Below are 20886 nucleotides of genomic sequence, written 5' to 3'. Positions count from 1 at the left end.
AAAGGAGAAGGCTATGTTTAAATCCCCCCTGTTTTTCAAAATTGCCACTCTGATAGGGTGTGTTGGTCTGTTACTGGTGCCATTGATGATGGTCAGTGATCTGGTGGCGGAGCGTGCCAGCTATCGTTCCATGGTGGAAGACAGTTTGCGTCAAAGCACCAGTGGACCACAAAAGTTGATTGGCCCGATGATTGCCGTTCCGGTGAGCGAAATTTACACCACCGTTGAGGATGATAAAAATGTGCTGCGTAAGCGTACGTATTTCCGCTACTGGTTGCCGGAAACCCTGACCGTTGAGGGGCAACAAAACGTCGAATCACGGGAGATCGGCATCTATGAAGGGCAGATCTGGCATACCGCGTTGACAGTAAAGGCGCAGTTTGACCGCAGCAAACTGGATGCGCTGACGAAACCGGAAGAGAACGTGACGCTGGGTGAGCCGTTTCTGGTGATGTCGGTAGGCGATTCCCGCGGGATTGGCGTGGTTGAAGCGCCAGAGCTGAACGGAATACCCGTCACCGTTGAACCGGGCAGCGGAATACACAGTAATTTACCGGGGCTACATATTCCGCTTTCCACCGCGCAGACTGGTGCCAAAACCCTGTCGCTGTCGATGACGTTAAATCTGAACGGGACGGGGAGCTTTTCTGTCGTCCCGGTCGGGCGCAACAGCGAGCTGGCGCTCACCAGCAACTGGCCGCATCCGGGCTTCCTCGGCGATTTCCTGCCTGTTCAGCGTGAGATCACTGACAGAGGGTTCAACGCCCGCTGGCAGAGCAGCTGGTTTGCAACGGACCTGGGGAGTCAGTTTACGCGCGGTTACGGTGTCGACTGGGATGAGCTGCCTGCATTCAAAGTCTCGGTAGCCACTCCGGCGGATCAATATCAGTTGGCGGACAGGGCGATAAAATACGCAATTTTGTTGATTGCGCTGACATTTATGGCGTTCTTCGTCTTCGAAACCCTGACGGCGCTGCGTCTGCATCCGATGCAATATCTGCTGGTGGGGTTGTCGCTGGTGATGTTCTATCTCGTGCTATTGGCGCTGTCAGAACATTTTGGTTTTACCCGTGCGTGGATTGCCGCCAGCCTGACCGGGGCATTCATCAATGGTATTTATCTGCAGGCAGTGCTGAAAGGATGGCGTAACAGCCTGCTGTTCACTCTGGCGCTGCTGGCACTGGATGGTGTGATGTGGGTGCTGCTGCGCTCTGAGGACAGCGCGCTCTTGTTGGGGACTGGCGTTCTGCTGGCGGCGCTGAGTGCGGTGATGTTCCTGACGCGTCATTTCGACTGGTATTCGCTGTCGAAGCCTAAAGCGAAACCTGTCATCCCTGAAAGTGATGAGCTAAGAGTATGGAAATAAAAAAGGCGCCGTCAGGCGCCTTTCTTCTTTACTGGCAGGATTATTCCTGTAAGTCACCGCAGAAACGATAACCTTCGCCGTGAATGGTGGCGATAATTTCCGGGGTGTCCGGCGTAGATTCGAAATGTTTACGAATACGGCGGATAGTGACATCAACGGTACGGTCATGCGGCTTCAGCTCACGGCCGGTCATTTTCTTCAGCAATTCAGCACGTGACTGAATCTTGCCCGGGTTTTCACAGAAGTGCAGCATCGCGCGGAATTCGCTACGCGGCAGTTTGTACTGATCGCCGTTAGGGCTGATCAGCGAACGGCTGTTGATATCCAGCTCCCAGCCATTGAACTTATAGCTTTCAACACTGCGGCGCTCTTCACTCACAGTACCAAGGTTCATGGTACGGGAAAGCAGGTTACGGGCACGGATAGTCAGTTCGCGCGGGTTAAATGGCTTAGTGATGTAATCATCGGCGCCAATTTCAAGGCCGAGGATTTTATCGACTTCGTTGTCACGACCGGTAAGGAACATCAGCGCGACATTTGCCTGCTCGCGCAGTTCACGCGCCAGCAGAAGGCCATTTTTCCCTGGGAGATTGATATCCATGATCACCAGGTTGACGTCATTTTCAGATAGGATCTGATGCATTTCCGCGCCATCGGTCGCTTCGAAAACATCGTAGCCTTCTGCTTCGAAAATACTTTTTAACGTGTTGCGTGTTACCAACTCGTCTTCAACGATAAGAATGTGCGGGGTCTGCATGTTTGCTACCTAAATTGCCAACTAAATCGAAACAGGAAGTACCAAAGTCCCTGACCTGCCTGGTACATGTCGCAAATTAACATGAACGGCGTAACATGACTAAAGTACGTAATTGCGTTCTTGATGCACTTTCCATCAACGTCAACAACATCATTAGCTTGGTCGTGGGTAGTTTCCCTCTGGACCCGACAGTGTCAAAAACGGTTGTCATCCTAACCATTTTAACAGCAACATAACAGGCTAAGAGACACAGGACACCCAATAAAACTACGCTTCGTTGACATATATCAAGTTCAATTGTAGCACGTTAACACTCTAGTGAAATCCCTGCAGCAAAATGCTATCGGTTATCACAATTTTTCAACATTTTAATTAGTTGCACTGGCTAACTAATTAAGCGGACAACAGCAATCCATCGCGTTCGGACTTTCTGACAATGTCATTAGTAAACATAGGGATATAATGCTTCTGTTAACATTATATCCCGGATCATTATGAGATAATAGTTTAGCGTTTTTTATATGTTAAGAAACGCTATTTCAGTGATTTTTGTTGCAATTTTGTAAATTCGCGCTGCGCAATATGTTGAGCTGCATCACATTTTTTGCGCGGGGTAAAAAACGCAGAGAACGGAAAAATGCATTTATCCATCGTGCTGGTGGCTCCAGCAAGAGCAGAAAATATTGGCGCGGCCGCAAGGGCAATGAAAACCATGGGCTTCCATGATCTCCGCATCGTTGACAGTCAGGCGCATCTCGAACCCGCTGCACAGTGGGTCGCGCACGGTTCTGGTGATATCCTTGAAAATATAACCACTTATGCCACGCTTGCCGACGCGCTGCAGGGCGTCGATTTCACCATTGCCACAACAGCGCGCAGCCGGGCGCGTTTTCACTACTATGCGTCGCCGCAAGAGCTTGTCCCGCTTTTGCAGGAAAAATCACAGTGGATGCGCCATGCTGCGCTGGTATTCGGGCGCGAAGATTCCGGTCTGACCAATGACGAACTGGCGCTTGCCGATGTGCTCACCGGCGTGCCAATGGCGGCCGATTACCCGTCGTTAAATTTAGGGCAGGCGGTGATGGTGTATTGCTATCAGCTCTCTGTATTGACGCATCATTCATCAGCGCTAGTAACGTCTGGCGATGTAAATCAGCTCAAGGCATTACGGTCGCGTTGCATGGCATTGTTCGATCGTCTTGGCGTGGCGGACGACATCAAAATGACCGACTGGTTACAACAGCGTCTGGGGTTGCTGGAACAACGCGACACCGCCATGTTGCACCGTTTGCTCCATGATATTGAAAAAAAACTCACAGAGTAAAATGTTGCGGCACAGTATAAAACTGGTGGTATGGCCTGTTTGCAAGTCATAGTTTCGGGCAATGCGGTTAAATATCAGGTGAGGGTCAGCGGAAACTGAAGTGATTACGGAACGTGACAAATCTAAAAATTCATTGACTTGAGCAGGCAGATACTTTAACCAATATAGGTACTGCACAGACAGATAACGATACAGAGCACACAACAACATGATTCGCATCAGCACGATGACCACCATTATCACCACCACCATTACCACAGGTAACGGTGCGGGCTGACGCGTACAGGAAATAAAGAAAAAAGCCCGCACCTGAACAGTGCGGGCTTTTTTTTCGACCAAAGATCAAGGGGTATGACCATGCGAGTGTTGAAGTTCGGCGGTACATCAGTGGCGAATGCGGAGCGTTTCCTGCGGGTTGCCGATATTCTTGAGAGCAACGCCAGGCAGGGGCAGGTAGCGACCGTGCTCTCTGCCCCGGCCAAAATCACCAACCACCTGGTGGCAATGATTGAAAAAACCATTGGCGGCCAGGATGCTCTTACGAACATCAGCGACGCCGAACGCATTTTTGCCGAACTTCTTCAGGGTCTTGCCGATGCCCAGCCAGGCTTCCCGCTGGCGCAACTGAAACTCTTTGTCGAACAAGAATTCGCACAGATTAAACACGTTTTGCATGGTATCAGTCTGCTCGGGCAGTGCCCGGACAGCGTGAATGCGGCGATCATTTGCCGTGGCGAAAAACTCTCTATCGCCATCATGGCGGGGCTGCTGGAAGCGCGCGGTCATAATGTGACGGTGATTGATCCGGTGGAAAAACTGCTGGCGGTCGGGCATTACCTTGAATCGACCGTCGATATTGCGGAATCCACGCGCCGTATCGCCGCAAGCCAGATCCCCGCTGACCATATGGTGTTGATGGCGGGCTTCACGGCAGGTAATGAGAAGGGCGAACTGGTGGTGCTGGGGCGTAACGGTTCAGACTACTCTGCGGCAGTGCTGGCGGCTTGTCTGCGCGCCGACTGTTGTGAAATCTGGACCGACGTCGATGGCGTTTATACCTGTGACCCACGCCAGGTGCCGGATGCGCGCCTGCTGAAATCGATGTCTTACCAGGAAGCGATGGAGCTTTCCTATTTTGGCGCCAAGGTGCTGCATCCTCGCACCATCGCGCCTATCGCCCAGTTTCAGATTCCTTGCCTGATTAAAAATACCGGTAATCCTCAGGCGCCAGGAACGCTTATTGGCGCCAGCCGTGACGAAGACGGTCTTCCGGTGAAGGGGATTTCAAACCTCAATAACATGGCGATGTTCAACGTCTCTGGGCCAGGCATGAAGGGCATGGTCGGGATGGCGGCGCGTGTGTTTGCCACCATGTCGCGCGCGCGGATCTCTGTTGTGCTGATCACGCAGTCTTCCTCAGAATACAGCATCAGCTTTTGCGTTCCACAGGCTGATTGTGCCCGCGCGAAAAAGGCGATGGAAGATGAGTTCTACCTTGAGCTGAAAGAGGGCGTGCTGGAACCGCTGTCGATCATGGAACGTCTGGCGATCATCTCCGTGGTAGGGGACGGTATGCGTACCCTGCGTGGGATTTCTGCCAAATTCTTCGCCGCACTGGCCCGTGCCAATATCAATATCGTTGCGATTGCCCAGGGCTCATCGGAGCGTTCCATCTCCGTGGTGGTCAACAACGACGATGCCACAACGGGCGTTCGTGTGACTCATCAGATGCTATTCAATACCGATCAGGTGATTGAAGTGTTTGTGATTGGTGTTGGCGGTGTGGGCGGCGCGTTGCTGGAGCAGCTTAAACGTCAGCAAAGCTGGCTGAAGAGTAAGCATATCGATCTGCGCGTCTGCGGTGTGGCGAATTCAAAAGCGCTGCTGACCAGCGTGCATGGGCTGAATCTGGAAAACTGGAAGGGAGCGCTGGCGGAGGCGAAAGAACCGTTTAACCTCGGGCGACTGATTCGGCTGGTGAAAGAGTACCATCTGCTAAACCCGGTGATCGTTGACTGTACCTCCAGCCAGGCGGTCGCGGATCAATACGCGGATTTCCTGCGGGAAGGTTTCCACGTGGTGACGCCGAACAAGAAGGCCAACACCTCGTCGATGAATTATTATCATGAATTGCGCCAGGCGGCGGCAGGTTCGCGGCGTAAATTCCTTTACGACACCAACGTCGGCGCCGGGTTGCCGGTCATTGAAAACCTGCAAAACCTGTTGAATGCAGGTGATGAACTGCAGCGTTTCTCCGGCATTCTTTCAGGGTCGCTGTCGTTTATTTTTGGCAAGCTGGATGAGGGCATGAGCCTCTCCGCCGCTACAACACTGGCCCGTGAAATGGGATATACCGAGCCGGATCCGCGTGACGATCTTTCCGGCATGGATGTGGCGCGTAAGTTGCTGATCCTTGCCCGTGAAACCGGGCGCCAGCTTGAGCTCAGTGATATCGTGGTAGAGCCGGTCTTACCGGAAGGTTTTGACGTGGCTGGCGATGTCGACAGTTTTATGTCGCGTCTGCCGTCGCTGGATGCCGCCTTTGCGGCGCGGATTGCAAAAGCGCGTGATGCAGGAAAGGTCCTGCGTTATGTTGGCAACATTGAAGAAGATGGCGTCTGCCGGGTGAAAATCGCTGAAGTCGACGGCAATGATCCGCTGTATAAAGTCAAAAACGGCGAGAACGCTCTGGCCTTCTACAGCCACTATTATCAGCCGCTACCGCTGATCCTGCGCGGTTATGGCGCGGGCAACGATGTGACAGCGGCCGGTGTGTTTGCCGATCTGCTGCGCACCTTATCATGGAAGTTAGGAGTCTAAGATGGTGAAAGTCTATGCCCCGGCCTCCAGCGCTAATATGAGCGTGGGGTTTGATGTCCTCGGCGCGGCGGTGACGCCGGTCGATGGTACGCTGCTGGGCGATAATGTTTCCGTCGAAGCCGCAGACCATTTCAGTTTGATCAATGCGGGTCACTTTGCCAGCAAGTTGCCGAACAATCCGCAGGAAAACATTGTCTGGCAGTGCTGGGAGCGCTTCTGTCAGGAGATTGGCAAAACAGTGCCCGTGACCATGACGCTGGAAAAAAATATGCCGATCGGTTCTGGTCTTGGCTCCAGCGCCTGTTCGGTCGTCGCAGCACTGGTGGCGATGAACGAATATTGCGGTAAGCCGCTGAATGAACATCGCATGCTGGCGCTGATGGGGGAGCTTGAAGGACGCATCTCCGGCAGCATTCATTACGATAATGTTGCGCCATGCTATCTGGGCGGTATGCAGTTGATCCTTGAAGAGGGCGGCATTATCAGCCAGCAGGTGCCAGGCTTTGATGAGTGGTTGTGGGTGCTGGCCTATCCCGGTATTAAAGTGTCGACCGCTGAAGCGCGGGCCATTTTACCGGCACAGTATCGCCGCCAGGATTGTATCGCCCACGGGCGCCATCTGGCGGGCTTTATTCATGCCTGCTACTCACGTCAGCCGCGACTGGCGGCGGCGTTGATGAAGGATGTGATTGCCGAACCGTACCGCACCAAACTGTTGCCGGGCTTTGATGCAGCGCGACAGGGGGTCGCGGAAATTGGCGCGCTGGCCTGCGGCATTTCCGGTTCCGGACCGACGCTGTTTGCGCTCTGTGATAAACCGGAGACCGCGCAGCGGGTGGCTGACTGGCTCAGCAAACACTATCTGCAAAATCAGGAAGGCTTTGTTCATATTTGTCGGCTGGATACAGCAGGCGCACGCGTGGTGGAAAACTAATGAAACTCTACAACTTAAAAGATCATAACGAGCAGGTCAGTTTCGCACAGGCCGTGACGCAAGGGCTGGGCAGAAATCAGGGGTTGTTCTTTCCTCACGACCTGCCGGAATTCAGCCTGACGGAAATCGATGAGATGCTGAAGCAGAATTTCATCACCCGCAGCGCCAAAATTCTTGCCGCGTTTATCGGTGATGAAATTCCGCAGGAGCTGCTGGAAGAGCGCGTACGCACCGCGTTTGCGTTCCCGGCGCCGGTGAAAAAAGTGCAGGAGGACGTCGGTTGCCTTGAGCTGTTCCATGGCCCGACACTGGCGTTTAAAGACTTCGGCGGGCGCTTTATGGCACAGATGCTGGGTCACATAAGCGGCGATAAACCAGTCACCATTCTGACAGCGACCTCTGGCGATACGGGCGCCGCGGTCGCCCACGCCTTTTATGGCATGAAAAATGTGCGCGTGGTAATCCTCTACCCGCGCGGCAAAATCAGTCCGTTGCAGGAAAAACTGTTCTGCACGCTGGGTGGCAACATTGAAACGGTCGCCATCGATGGTGATTTCGATGCCTGCCAGGCGCTGGTGAAACAGGCATTTGATGATGACGAGCTGAAAAAAGCGCTGGGGTTGAACTCAGCAAACTCGATCAACATAAGCCGTCTGCTGGCGCAGATTTGTTACTACTTCGAAGCGGTGGCGCAGTTGCCGCAGGAAGCACGCAATCAGCTGGTGATCTCCGTGCCGAGCGGTAACTTTGGCGATCTGACTGCCGGACTGCTGGCGAAAGCGCTTGGGCTGCCGGTGAAGCGTTTTATCGCTGCGACTAACGTCAACGACACCGTACCACGCTATCTGAAAGAGGGTGAGTGGAAACCCAATGCGACGCAGGCCACGCTATCCAACGCAATGGACGTCAGCCAGCCGAATAACTGGCCGCGGGTAGAAGAGTTGTTCCGCCGTAAAATCTGGCGCCTGAAAGAGCTGGGTTACGCCACGGTGGACGATGAAACCACCAAAGCGACGATGCGTGAACTAAAGGCGCTGGGCTACGTGTCAGAACCGCATGCGGCGGTGGCCTGGCGCGCACTGCGTGATCAGCTAAACCCCGGCGAGTACGGGTTGTTCCTGGGCACGGCGCATCCGGCAAAATTCAAAGAGAGCGTTGAAGCGATTCTTGGTGAGCCGTTGCCGCTGCCGAAAGAACTGGCCGAGCGTGCGGATTTGCCATTGCTGTCGCATAACCTGCCTGCCGATTTCGCGGCGCTGCGTCAGTTGCTGATGAGCAAAGCGTAATCACTGTCCCCGGCAGTCAGCTCGCTGCCGGGGCATTTCTTACTGCTGTTCGTGGCGTTTGAACACCAGTTCGCCGTTTGCGGACCCGTCCCCGTCAAAGAAATATCCTTCACTGTTAAACCCGGTTAACTGCTCTGGCTTCGTCAGACGGTTTTCGATGATGTAACGGCTCATCAGGCCACGCGCTTTCTTGGCGTAGAAGCTGATTACTTTGAATTTACCGTTCTTCTCATCAAGGAAAACGGGCTTGATGATGTCACCCTTCAGCAGTTTCGGCTTCACGGATTTAAAATACTCATCAGAGGCGAGGTTAATGACGATGTCGTCGCCTTGCGCTTTCAGCGCCTCGTTGAGTTTGCTGGTGATGGTATCGCCCCAGAACTGATAGAGATCTTTCCCCTTCGCATTTTCCAGGCGAATACCCATTTCCAGACGGTAGGGCTGCATTAGATCCAGTGGGCGCAGCACGCCGTACAGGCCGGAAAGCATCCGTAAATGCTGCTGGGCGAAATCAAAATCTGCATCGCTGAATTCATCTGCCTGCAGGCCGGTATACACATCGCCTTTAAATGCGAGAATCGCCTGGCGGGCGTTCTGCAGCGTAAAATCCGGGTGCCAGTCATGGAAACGGGTGGCGTTGAGATCGGCGAGCTTGTCGCTGATGCCCATCAGCTTCGCAATCTGCGGCGCAGAAAGCTTCCGCGCTTCACGGATCAACTGCTGAGCGTGATCCAGCAATTCTGGCTGGGTATAGCGATCGGTCGCCAGCGGGCTTTGGTAATCCAGCGTTTTAGCGGGAGAAATAAGAATCAGCATATCCAGTCCTTGCAGGCATTTTTCTGAGACTTTAACAAAAAACGCCTGCGAAGGGATCAATGACAGCTATTGGTGTGGCGTATCGTCCCAACTTTCTGGCGCCAGTTGTTGTTTGATATCGGGGTAGCGCGCGGGATCGAACACCGGCCGGACGCCCAGTTTACGCTGGCGCAGATAGTCGCTGGCGATGATCCTCACCACCGGCGACAGCAGCAGGATTGCCGTCAGGTTGGTGATCGCCATCAGTGCCATAATCACGTCAGCGAGTTGCCAGACAACTGGCAAGCTGAGCAGCGTCCCGGCCATCACCATCAGCAGCGTGACTGCCCGCAACAGCCAGATATTTCGCGGCGTGTGCAGTTGCAAAAAGAAGAGATTATTTTCGGCATACAGATAGTTAGCAACGATGGACGTGAAGGCGAACAGCAGTACCACGCAGGCGACAAAGCTGGCGCCCCCGCTACCGATCAAATCTTCCATGGCGTGCTGCACGAGGGTGATCCCGGCAATACCGTTCAGTGAGGTTTCATGGCCTGCCAGCAGAACGACCATCGCGCTCGCCGTGCAAATCACCATGGTATCGACGAAGACGCCAATCATTTGCACGATCCCTTGTGCCGCAGGATGGGGCGGGAAAGAGGCTGCGGCAGCCGCCGCATTCGGGGTAGAACCCAACCCGGCTTCGTTAGAGAACATGCCACGCTGGATCCCGCTGGTCAGCGCCTGGCTGAGGGTATAACCGACTGCGCCCGCCGCCGCCTCCTGCCAGCCAAAAGCACTGCGAATAATGCGCACCAGGATGACAGGCAGTTGCTCGACATACCAGAGGCTTATCAGCACGCTGGCAATCACCCAGATCAGCGCCATAAACGGCACCACCCATTGCAGCAGTCGCGCGACGCCACGCAGACCACGCATGATACACAGCAACGTTAATGCGACCAGTCCGAGGCCTGTAATAAAGGCCGGAAGATGAAACGCATAACTCAGTGCCAGCGCGACCGAATTGGCCTGCACAGTATTGAAAATCAGCCCATAGGCCAGCAGCAGAAACAGGGAGAAGAGAACACCCATCCAGCGCATACCGAGACCGCGCGCCATATACCACGCAGGCCCGCCACGGAATTGCCCCTGGCTATCGCGCTCTTTGTAGAGTTGCGCCAGTGAACACTCCGCAAAGCTGGTGGCCATCCCGATAATGGCAGATACCCACATCCAGAAGACCGCGCCGGGCCCGCCGGCGGTGATGGCGAGCGCAACACCCGCCAGGTTTCCGCTGCCCACGCGCGCGGCCAGGCTGGTACAGAGGGCCTGAAACGAGGTCAGACCACCCTCCTGTGAGCTGAAACTGCCTTTCAGACTTTTCCCGAATTGTCGGACATAGCGGAACTGAATATAGCCAGTCCGCCATGTGAACCACATGCCCGCGCCGAGCAACAGGTAAATCATTACCGAGCCCCAGAGCATGTCGTTGATAAAAGAAAGAAAATCAGGCATTAGACGTCCTCTTGTACATGCCGACTTACCAATGTAAGCGCTACTATTTTTGGGATAATCCTTTATCTCTCATAAGATTAATTGTCCTAGTTTATCATACTCTGCTGTCTTTCACGGTCCAGGTTGCGCTGACCCCACGTCGTGTTATCATCAAGAAAGACCGATTACATCCCCCTAACACGCTGTTTAAAGAGATACACAATATGACGGATAAATTGACCTCCCTGCGTCAGTACACCACCGTAGTTGCTGACACCGGAGATATTGCCGCAATGAAGCTTTACCAGCCTCAGGATGCGACAACCAACCCTTCTCTGATCCTGAATGCGGCGCAGATCCCGGAATACCGTAAGCTTATCGACGACGCCGTTAACTGGGCGAAAAGCCAGAGCAGCGACCGCGCTCAGCAGGTCGTAGATGCCACCGACAAACTGGCAGTGAATATTGGTCTGGAAATCCTTAAGCTGATCCCGGGCCGTATTTCCACCGAAGTTGACGCGCGTCTCTCTTACGACACTGACGCCTCTATCGCCAAAGCGAAGCGTTTGATCAAACTGTACAACGACGCGGGTATCGGCAACGATCGCATTCTGATCAAGCTGGCCTCCACCTGGCAGGGCATTCGCGCTGCTGAGCAACTGGAAAAAGAAGGCATCAACTGTAACCTGACGCTGCTGTTCTCCTTCGCGCAGGCTCGTGCTTGTGCGGAAGCGGGCGTTTTCCTGATCTCTCCTTTCGTTGGCCGTATCCTTGACTGGTATAAAGCTAACACTGACAAGAAAGAGTACGCCCCGGCAGAAGATCCGGGTGTCGTTTCCGTGACGGAAATCTATGAGTACTACAAACAGCACGGTTATGAAACCGTGGTGATGGGTGCAAGCTTCCGTAACGTTGGCGAAATCCTCGAACTGGCAGGCTGCGATCGCCTGACTATCGCTCCGGCGCTGCTGAAAGAGCTGGCGGAAAGCGAAGGCGCGGTTGAGCCGAAACTGACCTTTAAAGGGGAAGTGAAAGCGCGTCCGGCACGCATCACGGAATCTGAATTCCTGTGGCAGCACAACCAGGACCCAATGGCGGTCGACAAACTGGCGGATGGCATCCGTAAGTTTGCCGTTGACCAGGGTAAACTGGAAAAAATGATCGGCGATCTGCTGTAATCATTCCTGGCGTGGCCGGTTCCCGGTCACGCTACCTCTTCGCAAATCTGTCTGTCTCCCTCCTCAGCGTGTATCATTCCGCATAACGGCTTTATTGTTAACGGAACGAATATGAATACCTTACGCATTGGCTTAGTTTCCATCTCTGACCGCGCCTCCAGCGGCGTATACCAGGACAAAGGCATTCCGGCACTCGAAACGTGGCTGGAAAGCGCACTGACGACGCCGTTTGAGGTGCAAACGCGGCTTATTCCGGATGAGCAGGCCATCATTGAGCAGACACTGTGCGAGCTGGTGGATGAAATGAGCTGCCATCTGGTGCTCACCACTGGCGGTACCGGTCCGGCACGTCGCGATGTGACACCTGATGCGACGCTGGCGGTCGCTGATCGGGAAATGCCGGGTTTCGGCGAGCAGATGCGCCAGATCAGCCTGCATTTTGTGCCGACAGCGATCCTTTCCCGTCAGGTCGGGGTGATTCGCAAGCAGGCGCTGATCCTCAATCTTCCCGGACAACCGAAGTCGATACAGGAGACGCTCGAAGGGGTGAAAGCGGCAGACGGCAAGGTGCTGGTGGCGGGCATTTTTGCCAGCGTCCCGTATTGCATCCAACTGCTGGACGGGCCTTACGTAGAGACCGACCCGCAGGTAGTAGCAGCTTTTCGCCCGAAAAGTGCGCGTCGCGAAACAATCTCCTGAATACTGATTGTTTGTGACATAACCTGTGAATGTCATAGCGCATTAACAGCGTTACGGTATATTAACATTTTCTTTACACCACCGATAACTCTGGCTGAACAAATGGTCCGCTATGACACTGCATACACGTCCTCTGAATCGACAGGATTATAAAACCCTGACGCTGGCCGCGCTCGGCGGCGCGCTTGAGTTTTATGACTTCATCATTTTCGTCTTCTTCGCTGCGGTTCTCGGCGAACTATTCTTCCCGGCAGATATTCCGGAGTGGCTGCGTCAGGTGCAAACCTTCGGTATTTTTGCCGCCGGTTATCTGGCTCGTCCGCTGGGGGGCATCATCATGGCGCATTTCGGCGACCTTGTCGGGCGCAAGAAGATGTTCACGCTCAGTATTCTGTTGATGGCGATCCCGACGCTGGCGATTGGCCTGCTGCCAACCTATGCCACGGCAGGGCTTGTCGCACCGTTATTATTGCTGCTGATGCGTATTCTGCAGGGGGCGGCCATTGGCGGCGAAGTCCCTGGCGCATGGGTGTTTGTGGCTGAGCATGTGCCGACACGTCGTATCGGTATTGCCTGCGGCACGCTGACCGCCGGGTTGACTGTGGGGATCCTGCTTGGTTCGGTAGTGGCGACGCTGATTAATACCTCGATGACCCAGCAGTCTATTCACGACGGTGGCTGGCGTATTCCTTTCCTGCTTGGCGGCGCGTTTGGTCTGGTGGCGATGTATCTGCGTCGGTGGTTGCAGGAAACTCCCATTTTTATCGAGCTACAGGAACGTAAAGCGCTGGCGGAAGAGATGCCAGCGAAAACGGTAGTGACGAAACACCGACAGGCGGTGGTGATCTCCATGCTGCTCACCTGGCTGCTGTCCGCCGGTATTGTGGTGGTGATTTTAATGTCGCCGGTCTGGCTGCAAAAACAGTACGGTTTTGCCCCGGCATTAACACTGCAGGCCAATAGTGTCGCTACTATTATGCTTTGTTTCGGTTGTCTGATAGCGGGCCTTGCGGCGGATCGCTTTGGCTCGGCGCTAACACTCATTATTGGCTCATTGTTCCTGGCTGGCGCGAGCTGGGCGTTTTATCACGGCGTCGGTACACATCCTGAACTACTGAAGCCGCTGTATGGTCTGGTGGGGTTGTGCGTTGGCGTGGTGGGATCGGTGCCGTATGTGATGGTGCGGTCGTTCCCGGCGGAAGTCCGTTTCACTGGCATCTCGTTTTCCTACAATGTGTCGTATGCGATTTTTGGCGGTCTGACGCCGATTGCAGTCACCATGTTGATGGTAGTATCGCCGCTGGCGCCTGCCTGGTATGTGCTGGCGTTGTCGCTTATGGGGTTGGGGATTGGATTCTGGCTGCGACGGGATAACTACCTTCTGCGTGGCCCGGCAAGCGAGGCACCGCCGGGCACAAACAGCTAATTAGTGTTTCTCACCAATCGGCAGTACGGTACGACCGTACTGCGCATTCAGCACTTCACCCATCGCCAGATAAATCGCGCTCGCTCCACAGACGATACCCACCCAACCGGCAACGTGAACAATGCTCTCGTTATCCGCCAGATGACCTGCCGCCAGCAACGCAAACAGCACCGTCAGGCTCAGGAAAACGAACTGCAACATGCGCGCGCCGGTCAGTGTTCCAAAGAACATGAACAGTGTGAATACGCCCCACAGCCCCAGGTAAACACCGAGGAAATGTGAGTTTGCCGCATCGGTCAGCCCCATTTTTGGCATCAGCAGGATAGCGACCAGCGTCAGCCAGAACGAACCGTACGAGGTGAACGCCGTTAAGCCAAAGGTATTGCCTTTTTTATACTCCAGCAGCCCCGCGAAGATTTGCGCGATTCCGCCGTAAAAAATGCCCATTGCCAGGATAATGCCATCAAGCGGGAAAAGCCCGATGTTATGTAGGTTAAGCAGAACCGTGGTCATGCCGAAACCCATCAAACCCAGCGGAGCCGGATTAGCCAACGTTGTGTTGCCCATAATTCCTCAAAAATCATCATAAAATGGTGAAATATCGATACCCCCGCACTACTCCTGGATTGCGGGGCGCGGCATCATAATCAGGCCCACAAAGCGTGTCCATGATCTCAGCGTGGGTAATTTAAAATATTTTTGCCTGACCCCTTGATGCCCGGCGATGCGACCCCATCTAGTAGTCAACCGCAGTGGTGAACCTGAAAAAAAACGATTCAGGGAGCTTGAAACCGCACGTTTCGCCCTTATTACAGGTTCACAACCACATGTTGACGAATTTTTAGTGGAGACGTTTAGATGGGTAAAATTATTGGTATCGACCTGGGTACAACCAACTCTTGTGTAGCGATTATGGACGGCACGACAGCACGTGTGCTTGAGAACGCCGAAGGCGATCGCACCACGCCTTCTATCATTGCTTATACCAACGATGGTGAAACTCTGGTTGGTCAGCCGGCTAAACGTCAGGCAGTGACGAACCCGCAAAATACGCTGTTCGCGATCAAACGCCTGATTGGCCGTCGCTTCCAGGACGAAGAAGTTCAGCGTGACGTTTCTATCATGCCGTACAAAATCATCGGCGCTGACAACGGCGACGCATGGCTTGATGTGAAAGGTCAGAAAATGGCACCGCCGCAGATCTCTGCTGAAGTGCTGAAAAAAATGAAGAAAACGGCGGAAGATTACTTGGGTGAACCGGTAACTGAAGCGGTTATCACCGTACCGGCCTACTTTAACGATGCTCAGCGTCAGGCAACCAAAGATGCTGGCCGTATCGCAGGTCTGGAAGTCAAACGTATCATCAACGAACCGACCGCCGCTGCACTGGCCTACGGTCTGGATAAAGAAGTTGGCAACCGCACTATCGCGGTTTACGACCTCGGTGGTGGTACCTTCGATATCTCTATTATCGAAATCGACGAAGTTGATGGCGAAAAAACCTTCGAAGTTCTGGCAACCAATGGTGATACCCACCTGGGTGGTGAAGACTTCGATACCCGTCTGATCAACTATCTGGTCGACGAATTCAAGAAAGATCAGGGCATTGACCTGCGTAATGATCCGCTGGCGATGCAGCGTCTGAAAGAAGCAGCAGAGAAAGCGAAAATCGAGCTCTCTTCCGCTCAACAGACCGACGTTAACCTGCCGTACATCACTGCAGATGCGACAGGTCCGAAACACATGAACATCAAAGTGACTCGCGCGAAACTGGAAAGCCTGGTAGAAGACCTGGTTAACCGTTCCATCGAGCCGCTGAAAGTGGCGCTGCAGGATGCTGGCCTGTCAGTTTCTGACGTACAGGACGTGATCCTTGTCGGTGGTCAGACGCGTATGCCGATGGTCCAGAAGAAAGTCGCTGAGTTCTTCGGTAAAGAGCCGCGTAAAGACGTTAACCCGGACGAAGCCGTCGCTATCGGCGCTGCGGTTCAGGGTGGCGTACTGACCGGTGATGTGAAAGACGTACTGCTGTTGGACGTTACCCCGCTGTCGCTGGGTATCGAAACCATGGGCGGTGTGATGACCTCGCTCATCAACAAAAACACCACCATCCCGACCAAGCACAGCCAGGTGTTCTCTACTGCGGAAGACAACCAGTCTGCGGTAACCATCCATGTGCTGCAGGGTGAGCGTAAACGCGCTAGCGATAACAAGTCTCTGGGTCAGTTCAACCTGGATGGCATTAACCCGGCACCGCGCGGCATGCCGCAGATCGAAGTGACTTTCGACATCGATGCTGATGGTATTCTGCACGTTTCCGCGAAGGACAAAAACAGCGGTAAAGAGCAGAAGATCACGATTAAAGCCTCTTCTGGTCTGAACGAAGAAGAAATCGAAAAAATGGTTCGCGAAGCGGAAGCTAACGCTGAATCTGACCGTAAATTCGAAGAGCTGGTTCAGACCCGTAACCAGGGTGACCATCTGCTGCACAGCACCCGTAAGCAGGTTGAAGAAGCGGGTGACAAACTGCCGGCAGACGATAAAACAGCGATCGAGTCTGCACTGACCGCGCTGGAAACGGCACTGAAAGGCGAAGATAAAGCAGATATCGAAGCGAAAATGCAGGCACTGGCGCAGGCTTCCCAGAAACTGCTGGAAATTGCTCAACAGCAACACGCGCAGCAGCAGGCGGGCGGCGCTGAAGCTTCTGAGAACAATGCGAAAGACGACGATGTTGTCGACGCAGAGTTCGAAGAAGTGAAAGACAAAAAATAATCGCCCTTTGAACGGGTAAAGACTGGCACGGGCGAAGAGGTTTCCTCTCCGCCCGTGCTCGCATGTTAAGGGCAATGAAAAGAGATGGCTAAAAGAGACTACTACGAGGTTTTAGGCGTTTCCAAAACCGCGGAAGAGCGTGAAATCAAAAAGGCGTACAAGCGCCTTGCCATGAAATTTCACCCGGACCGTAATCAGGGTGATAAAGACGCTGAAACCAAATTTAAAGAGATCAAGGAAGCTTACGAGATCCTGACCGACGACCAGAAACGTGCCGCGTACGATCAGTACGGTCATGCTGCGTTTGAGCAGGGCGGTATGGGCGGTGGCGGATTCGGCGGCGGCTTCGGCGGTGGTGCTGATTTCAGTGACATCTTCGGCGATGTATTCGGCGATATTTTTGGCGGTGGTCGTGGCCGTCAGCGCGCGGCGCGCGGCGCGGATTTGCGCTACAACATGGAACTGACGCTGGAAGAAGCGGTACGTGGCGTCACTAAAGAGATCCGTATCCCGACGCTGGAAGAGTGTGACGTCTGCCATGGCAACGGCGCGAAACCCGGCACCCAGCCACAGACTTGTCCGACCTGCCATGGTTCCGGCCAGGTACAAATGCGCCAGGGCTTTTTTGCGGTACAGCAGACCTGTCCGCACTGTCAGGGGCGCGGTACGCTAATTAAAGAACCGTGCAGCAAGTGCCACGGACATGGCCGCGTTGAGAAATCCAAAACGCTGTCGGTGAAAATCCCTGCAGGCGTGGATACTGGCGATCGTATCCGCCTGGCAGGTGAAGGCGAAGCGGGTGAACATGGCGCGCCAGCAGGCGATCTGTATGTTCAGGTCCAGGTAAAACAGCACCCGATCTTCGAGCGTGAAGGCAACAATCTGTACTGCGAAGTGCCGATTAACTTTGCGATGGCCGCACTTGGCGGTGAAATCGAAGTGCCGACGCTGGATGGTCGTGTGAAGCTGAAAGTGCCGCATGAAACGCAAACGGGCAAACTGTTCCGCATGCGCGGTAAAGGGGTGAAATCTGTTCGTGGCGGTGCGCAGGGTGATCTGCTGTGTCGTGTCGTGGTGGAAACCCCGGTCGGCCTGAATGAAAAGCAAAAACAACTGCTGAAAGATCTGCAGGAAAGCTTTGGCGGCCCGACGGGTGAGAAAAACAGTCCGCGCTCCAAAAGCTTCTTCGATGGCGTAAAAAAATTCTTCGATGATTTGACACGCTAAGCACAACGCTAACTGAATAAAACCCGAAAGGCACCAACCTTTCGGGTTTTTTATTCATTAACTTGTTGAGATTGCCTGAAATAAGCCCATCGTCGCCAGCAAGGAAAGCAGGCAAAGTAATGTCGAAATCAGTATCGTCTCTGGTTTTATTTTCTTTTCTTTGAGCAGACATTGCGGTGCTGTCACCGTCGCGACGCTGGTCTCCCGGTTTACCCGGATACCCATGCGCGGCACCGTAATAATAAAATCATTGATACCTACATCACGAAGGTCTTTACGCAACAGATAGAGCAACTGGGTCAGATTGGCATCGGTAATAAACTGACCGCGAGTTCCCCATAGTTCAGTGGTGATGGTTCCTTTATCAATCACTTTTTCGGCGCGTTTTTCAATCAAGAAGCTCAGGCAGCGTGCACGCATTGGCGTCATTTTTATCTTTTTGGCATTTTCCTGATTTTCAATTTCCAAACTTTCTTCGCTAAAAATACAATTTTCGTTGAGTATATAGCGGCTCATAACAATACCTTAATCAATAAGTGATGTGATAAATAATGACACAGTCAATGATTTATTCTGACTATTTCATGAGTAACATTGTCTTTTTTTGGAATAATGGAATATATAATATATGAAAATTAATTTATCTTATTGATATTTATGTTTTTTATGGCGTGTTTTTATTGGGTTTAGAATACTTTATATCTTATTGCCACTACCATTTAGGGGTATCACATCGAATGATATAAATTGATTTCATCAGCGGGTCAGCCTGTGTTTTATTGTTATTACTCTTGATTACCCTGTTTTCTGAAATCGTGGGAGTGTATGTCCACAGCACATCGCTGTTCACATTCGACGAAAATTCACGAGGTAATTAAAATGGCAAAATTAATTAAGGGCGATAGCCTGACTGAAAAAAGTAATACTGTAGATGGCTTTAAACCCGCTACTGAAACTGAAAAATACAGCTATACTTCCGCTCGCGTTGCGACGCCTGTGTATAACCGCTACAAGAAAGCTAATAAGCCGAAAGTATTCGGTTACTATACCGACTGGTCTCAGTATGACGGTCGTCTTCAGGGCCAGGATACGCCGGAAAGCCGTGGTCGCGGTTATGATCTGGCGAATGTCGCACCTACTGCTTACGATAAAATCATTTTTGGGTTCCTGGGCATCGTTGGCGATCAGGGCGAAAAACAGTCCACTATTAATAATGCCGCTTCTCTGACAGGTAAGGTCACGAACGAGCCGACTTTCCTCGACCCGTGGGGTGATTTCCAGTCCTATGTTAACTGCAACCTGGAAACCAGCGGCTGGGATGTCGATCCGAAAACGGTTACCGAATCTACCACTCATGGTCTGCTGGGCGGTCTGCGTGATCTCAAAGCGAAGGCCAAAGCGATGGGGCACGAACTGGCGCTCTCTATGAGTATCGGTGGCTGGACCATGAGTAACGGTTTCCACGAAATGGCGAAAACTGACGCTTCCCGTAAAGTGTTTGCTGCGGGCGTTGTCAAACTGTTCAAGCAGTTCCCGATGTTCAGCGAAGTGGATATCGACTGGGAATATCCGAATAACGCCGGTAACGGTAACCCGCACGGTCCGGAAGATGGCGCGAACTATGCACTGCTTATCAAAGAGCTGAAAACACAGCTTGATGCAGCAGGCCGTAGCGATGTGAAAGTGTCTATCGCCAGCTCCGCCGTGGTTGATGTTCTGGGCTATTCCAACGTGAAAGCGTTGCTGGATGCCGGTCTGTATGGCATCAACGTCATGACCTATGACTTCTTCGGTACGCCGTGGGCGGCAGAACTGACTCACCACACCAACCTGACGCCGCTGCGCGAAGGCAGCTGGAGTGTTGAAGCAGTGGTTGATTACCTGATCGCCGAAGGTTTCCCGTCAGACCGTATCAACATCGGTTATGCCGGTTATACCCGTAACGCCCGCAATGCAGAAATTGAATCCTTCTCCCCGCTGAAAGGAACTTACAACCCGGGTCAGGGCACTACGACAGGTACTTTCGAATCCGGCTGCACCGAATGGTATGACACCATCTATAACTACCTGGATTTGGAAAACCAGAAAGGCCGCAACGGTTTCAACGTTTATACCGATGAAGTCGCAAATGCTGACTTTCTGTTCAACCCGAACAGTGGCGTCTTTATGTCTCTCGATACTCCACGTTCAGTGAAACTGAAAGGTGAATATGCGGCTCGCCATAATCTGGGGGGACTGTTTACCTGGACTATCGACCAGGACAACGGTGTACTGCTGAATGCCGCACGTGAAGGTCTGGGTTATGAAATGGAAAATGAAGTCGTGGATATGGCGCCGTTCTACTTCAAAGGCATTAATGCTACGGGAGAAGAGGACGCTTCTACTGACGAACCCGTTGTACCGGATGAGGATCCGATTGATGTTGAGCCGGTAGATGACGAACCTGTAGATGTTGAACCGGAAGAAGACGATACCCCGGTATCTGGTGGCGGGACCTGGGATGCCGGGACCATCTACTACGGTTTTGACGCTGGCAGAGAAGGAGAAATCGTGACTTACAACGGTCACTCTTACCAGGCTCAATGGTGGTCTCAGGGTATGCAACCTGACCTGAATTGCGGTGAAGGTCAACCGTGGAAGGATTTGGGTGCTATTTAATCCATCTGAATGCTTTCTCAACTCAACCTCTGGCAATGATTTGCCAGAGGTTTTTTCGTTTTTTACGAATTATAAACCAGAAATAAGTTGCTTTTTTCGAGTTAAATGGCCCGCTATTATTCCCATTACTCTGTTTTATCGAAG

Annotated in this window: 18 protein-coding genes and 1 other annotated feature; of the genes, 13 read left to right on the top strand and 5 right to left on the bottom strand. The window is 53.0% G+C overall.

Going from position 1 to position 20886, the window contains the following annotated elements; translation table 11 throughout:
- Positions 1-13 precede the first annotated feature (13 nt).
- On the top strand, positions 14-1366 hold the full coding sequence (gene creD, locus GTGU_RS08495) for a cell envelope integrity protein CreD (RefSeq protein ID WP_038155766.1): 1353 nt from the start codon (positions 14-16) through the stop codon (positions 1364-1366).
- Between the two features lie 40 nt (positions 1367-1406).
- On the opposite strand, the gene arcA is transcribed toward creD, so the two are convergent.
- Complete coding sequence (arcA, locus tag GTGU_RS08490) at positions 1407-2123, bottom strand: two-component system response regulator ArcA (RefSeq protein ID WP_038155765.1); 717 nt, start codon at positions 2121-2123, stop codon at positions 1407-1409.
- 95 nt (positions 2124-2218) lie between these two features.
- Here arcA and yjjY point away from each other — a divergent pair, with 95 nt between their 5' ends.
- The 6 genes from yjjY (at position 2219) to thrC (ending at position 8487) form a co-directional block, all read left to right on the top strand.
- A complete protein-coding gene (gene yjjY, locus GTGU_RS25695) occupies positions 2219-2359 on the top strand; it encodes a YjjY family protein (protein WP_152958365.1) in 141 nt (46 codons plus the stop codon).
- 401 nt (positions 2360-2760) lie between these two features.
- Entirely contained in the window at positions 2761-3447 is a 687-nt protein-coding gene (locus GTGU_RS08485; protein ID WP_038155764.1) for a tRNA/rRNA methyltransferase, read from the top strand.
- A gap of 208 nt (positions 3448-3655) precedes the next feature.
- On the top strand, positions 3656-3724 hold the full coding sequence (gene thrL / locus GTGU_RS24465; protein WP_072011935.1) for a thr operon leader peptide: 69 nt from the start codon (positions 3656-3658) through the stop codon (positions 3722-3724).
- Positions 3663-3780 (top strand) — a sequence feature (Thr leader region). Its footprint overlaps the gene before it by 62 nt.
- Before the next feature lie 24 nt (positions 3781-3804).
- The gene (gene thrA / locus GTGU_RS08480; RefSeq protein WP_038155763.1) at positions 3805-6267 is read left to right on the top strand and encodes a bifunctional aspartate kinase/homoserine dehydrogenase I; all 2463 of its coding nucleotides are present in this window, start codon (positions 3805-3807) and stop codon (positions 6265-6267) included.
- Position 6268: 1 nt separating this feature from the next.
- Positions 6269-7201 carry a homoserine kinase gene (gene thrB / locus GTGU_RS08475; protein ID WP_038155762.1) on the top strand — a complete coding sequence of 311 codons (933 nt, stop codon included), beginning with the start codon at positions 6269-6271 and terminating at the stop codon, positions 7199-7201.
- The gene (gene thrC / locus GTGU_RS08470; protein ID WP_038155761.1) at positions 7201-8487 is read left to right on the top strand and encodes a threonine synthase; all 1287 of its coding nucleotides are present in this window, start codon (positions 7201-7203) and stop codon (positions 8485-8487) included. The genes thrB and thrC overlap by 1 nt, the downstream gene beginning before the upstream one ends.
- 39 nt (positions 8488-8526) lie before the next feature.
- Here thrC and yaaA read toward each other — a convergent pair whose 3' ends face one another.
- Positions 8527-9303 carry a peroxide stress protein YaaA gene (gene yaaA, locus GTGU_RS08465; RefSeq protein ID WP_038155760.1) on the bottom strand — a complete coding sequence of 259 codons (777 nt, stop codon included), beginning with the start codon at positions 9301-9303 and terminating at the stop codon, positions 8527-8529.
- 66 nt (positions 9304-9369) lie between these two features.
- Positions 9370-10800, bottom strand: a complete 1431-nt coding sequence (locus tag GTGU_RS08460) for an alanine/glycine:cation symporter family protein (RefSeq protein WP_038155759.1) — start codon at positions 10798-10800, stop codon at positions 9370-9372.
- Between the two features lie 203 nt (positions 10801-11003).
- Between GTGU_RS08460 and tal the strand changes: the two genes are divergently transcribed.
- From tal to GTGU_RS08445, 3 genes are all read left to right on the top strand, one after another.
- Complete coding sequence (gene tal, locus GTGU_RS08455; RefSeq protein ID WP_038155758.1) at positions 11004-11957, top strand: transaldolase; 954 nt, start codon at positions 11004-11006, stop codon at positions 11955-11957.
- A gap of 111 nt (positions 11958-12068) precedes the next feature.
- Positions 12069-12656, top strand: coding sequence for a molybdopterin adenylyltransferase (gene mog, locus GTGU_RS08450; protein WP_038155757.1), 588 nt, complete (start codon positions 12069-12071; stop codon positions 12654-12656).
- Positions 12657-12768: 112 nt separating this feature from the next.
- A complete protein-coding gene (locus tag GTGU_RS08445; RefSeq protein ID WP_038155756.1) occupies positions 12769-14082 on the top strand; it encodes an MFS transporter in 1314 nt (437 codons plus the stop codon).
- On the opposite strand, the gene satP is transcribed toward GTGU_RS08445, so the two are convergent.
- Positions 14083-14649: an acetate uptake transporter gene (satP, locus tag GTGU_RS08440; RefSeq protein ID WP_038155755.1), complete on the bottom strand. Its 567-nt coding sequence runs from the start codon at positions 14647-14649 to the stop codon at positions 14083-14085.
- Positions 14650-14940: 291 nt separating this feature from the next.
- On the opposite strand from satP, the gene dnaK reads away from it, so the two are divergent.
- Complete coding sequence (dnaK, locus tag GTGU_RS08435; protein ID WP_038155754.1) at positions 14941-16857, top strand: molecular chaperone DnaK; 1917 nt, start codon at positions 14941-14943, stop codon at positions 16855-16857.
- 84 nt (positions 16858-16941) lie between these two features.
- Positions 16942-18084 carry a molecular chaperone DnaJ gene (gene dnaJ, locus GTGU_RS08430; RefSeq protein ID WP_038155753.1) on the top strand — a complete coding sequence of 381 codons (1143 nt, stop codon included), beginning with the start codon at positions 16942-16944 and terminating at the stop codon, positions 18082-18084.
- Positions 18085-18141: 57 nt separating this feature from the next.
- Here the strand turns inward: dnaJ and GTGU_RS08425 are convergent, their stop codons facing one another.
- Positions 18142-18600, bottom strand: a complete 459-nt coding sequence (locus GTGU_RS08425; protein WP_038155752.1) for a winged helix-turn-helix domain-containing protein — start codon at positions 18598-18600, stop codon at positions 18142-18144.
- 357 nt (positions 18601-18957) lie between these two features.
- Here GTGU_RS08425 and GTGU_RS08420 point away from each other — a divergent pair, with 357 nt between their 5' ends.
- On the top strand, positions 18958-20742 hold the full coding sequence (locus GTGU_RS08420) for a glycoside hydrolase family 18 protein (RefSeq protein ID WP_156964100.1): 1785 nt from the start codon (positions 18958-18960) through the stop codon (positions 20740-20742).
- The last annotated feature ends 144 nt before the right edge of the window (positions 20743-20886 follow it).

The sequence above is a fragment of the Trabulsiella guamensis ATCC 49490 genome (genome assembly GCF_000734965.1).
GTDB classification, from domain to species: Bacteria; Pseudomonadota; Gammaproteobacteria; order Enterobacterales; family Enterobacteriaceae; genus Trabulsiella; species Trabulsiella guamensis.
This window is presented reverse-complemented; position numbering and strand designations above follow the sequence as displayed.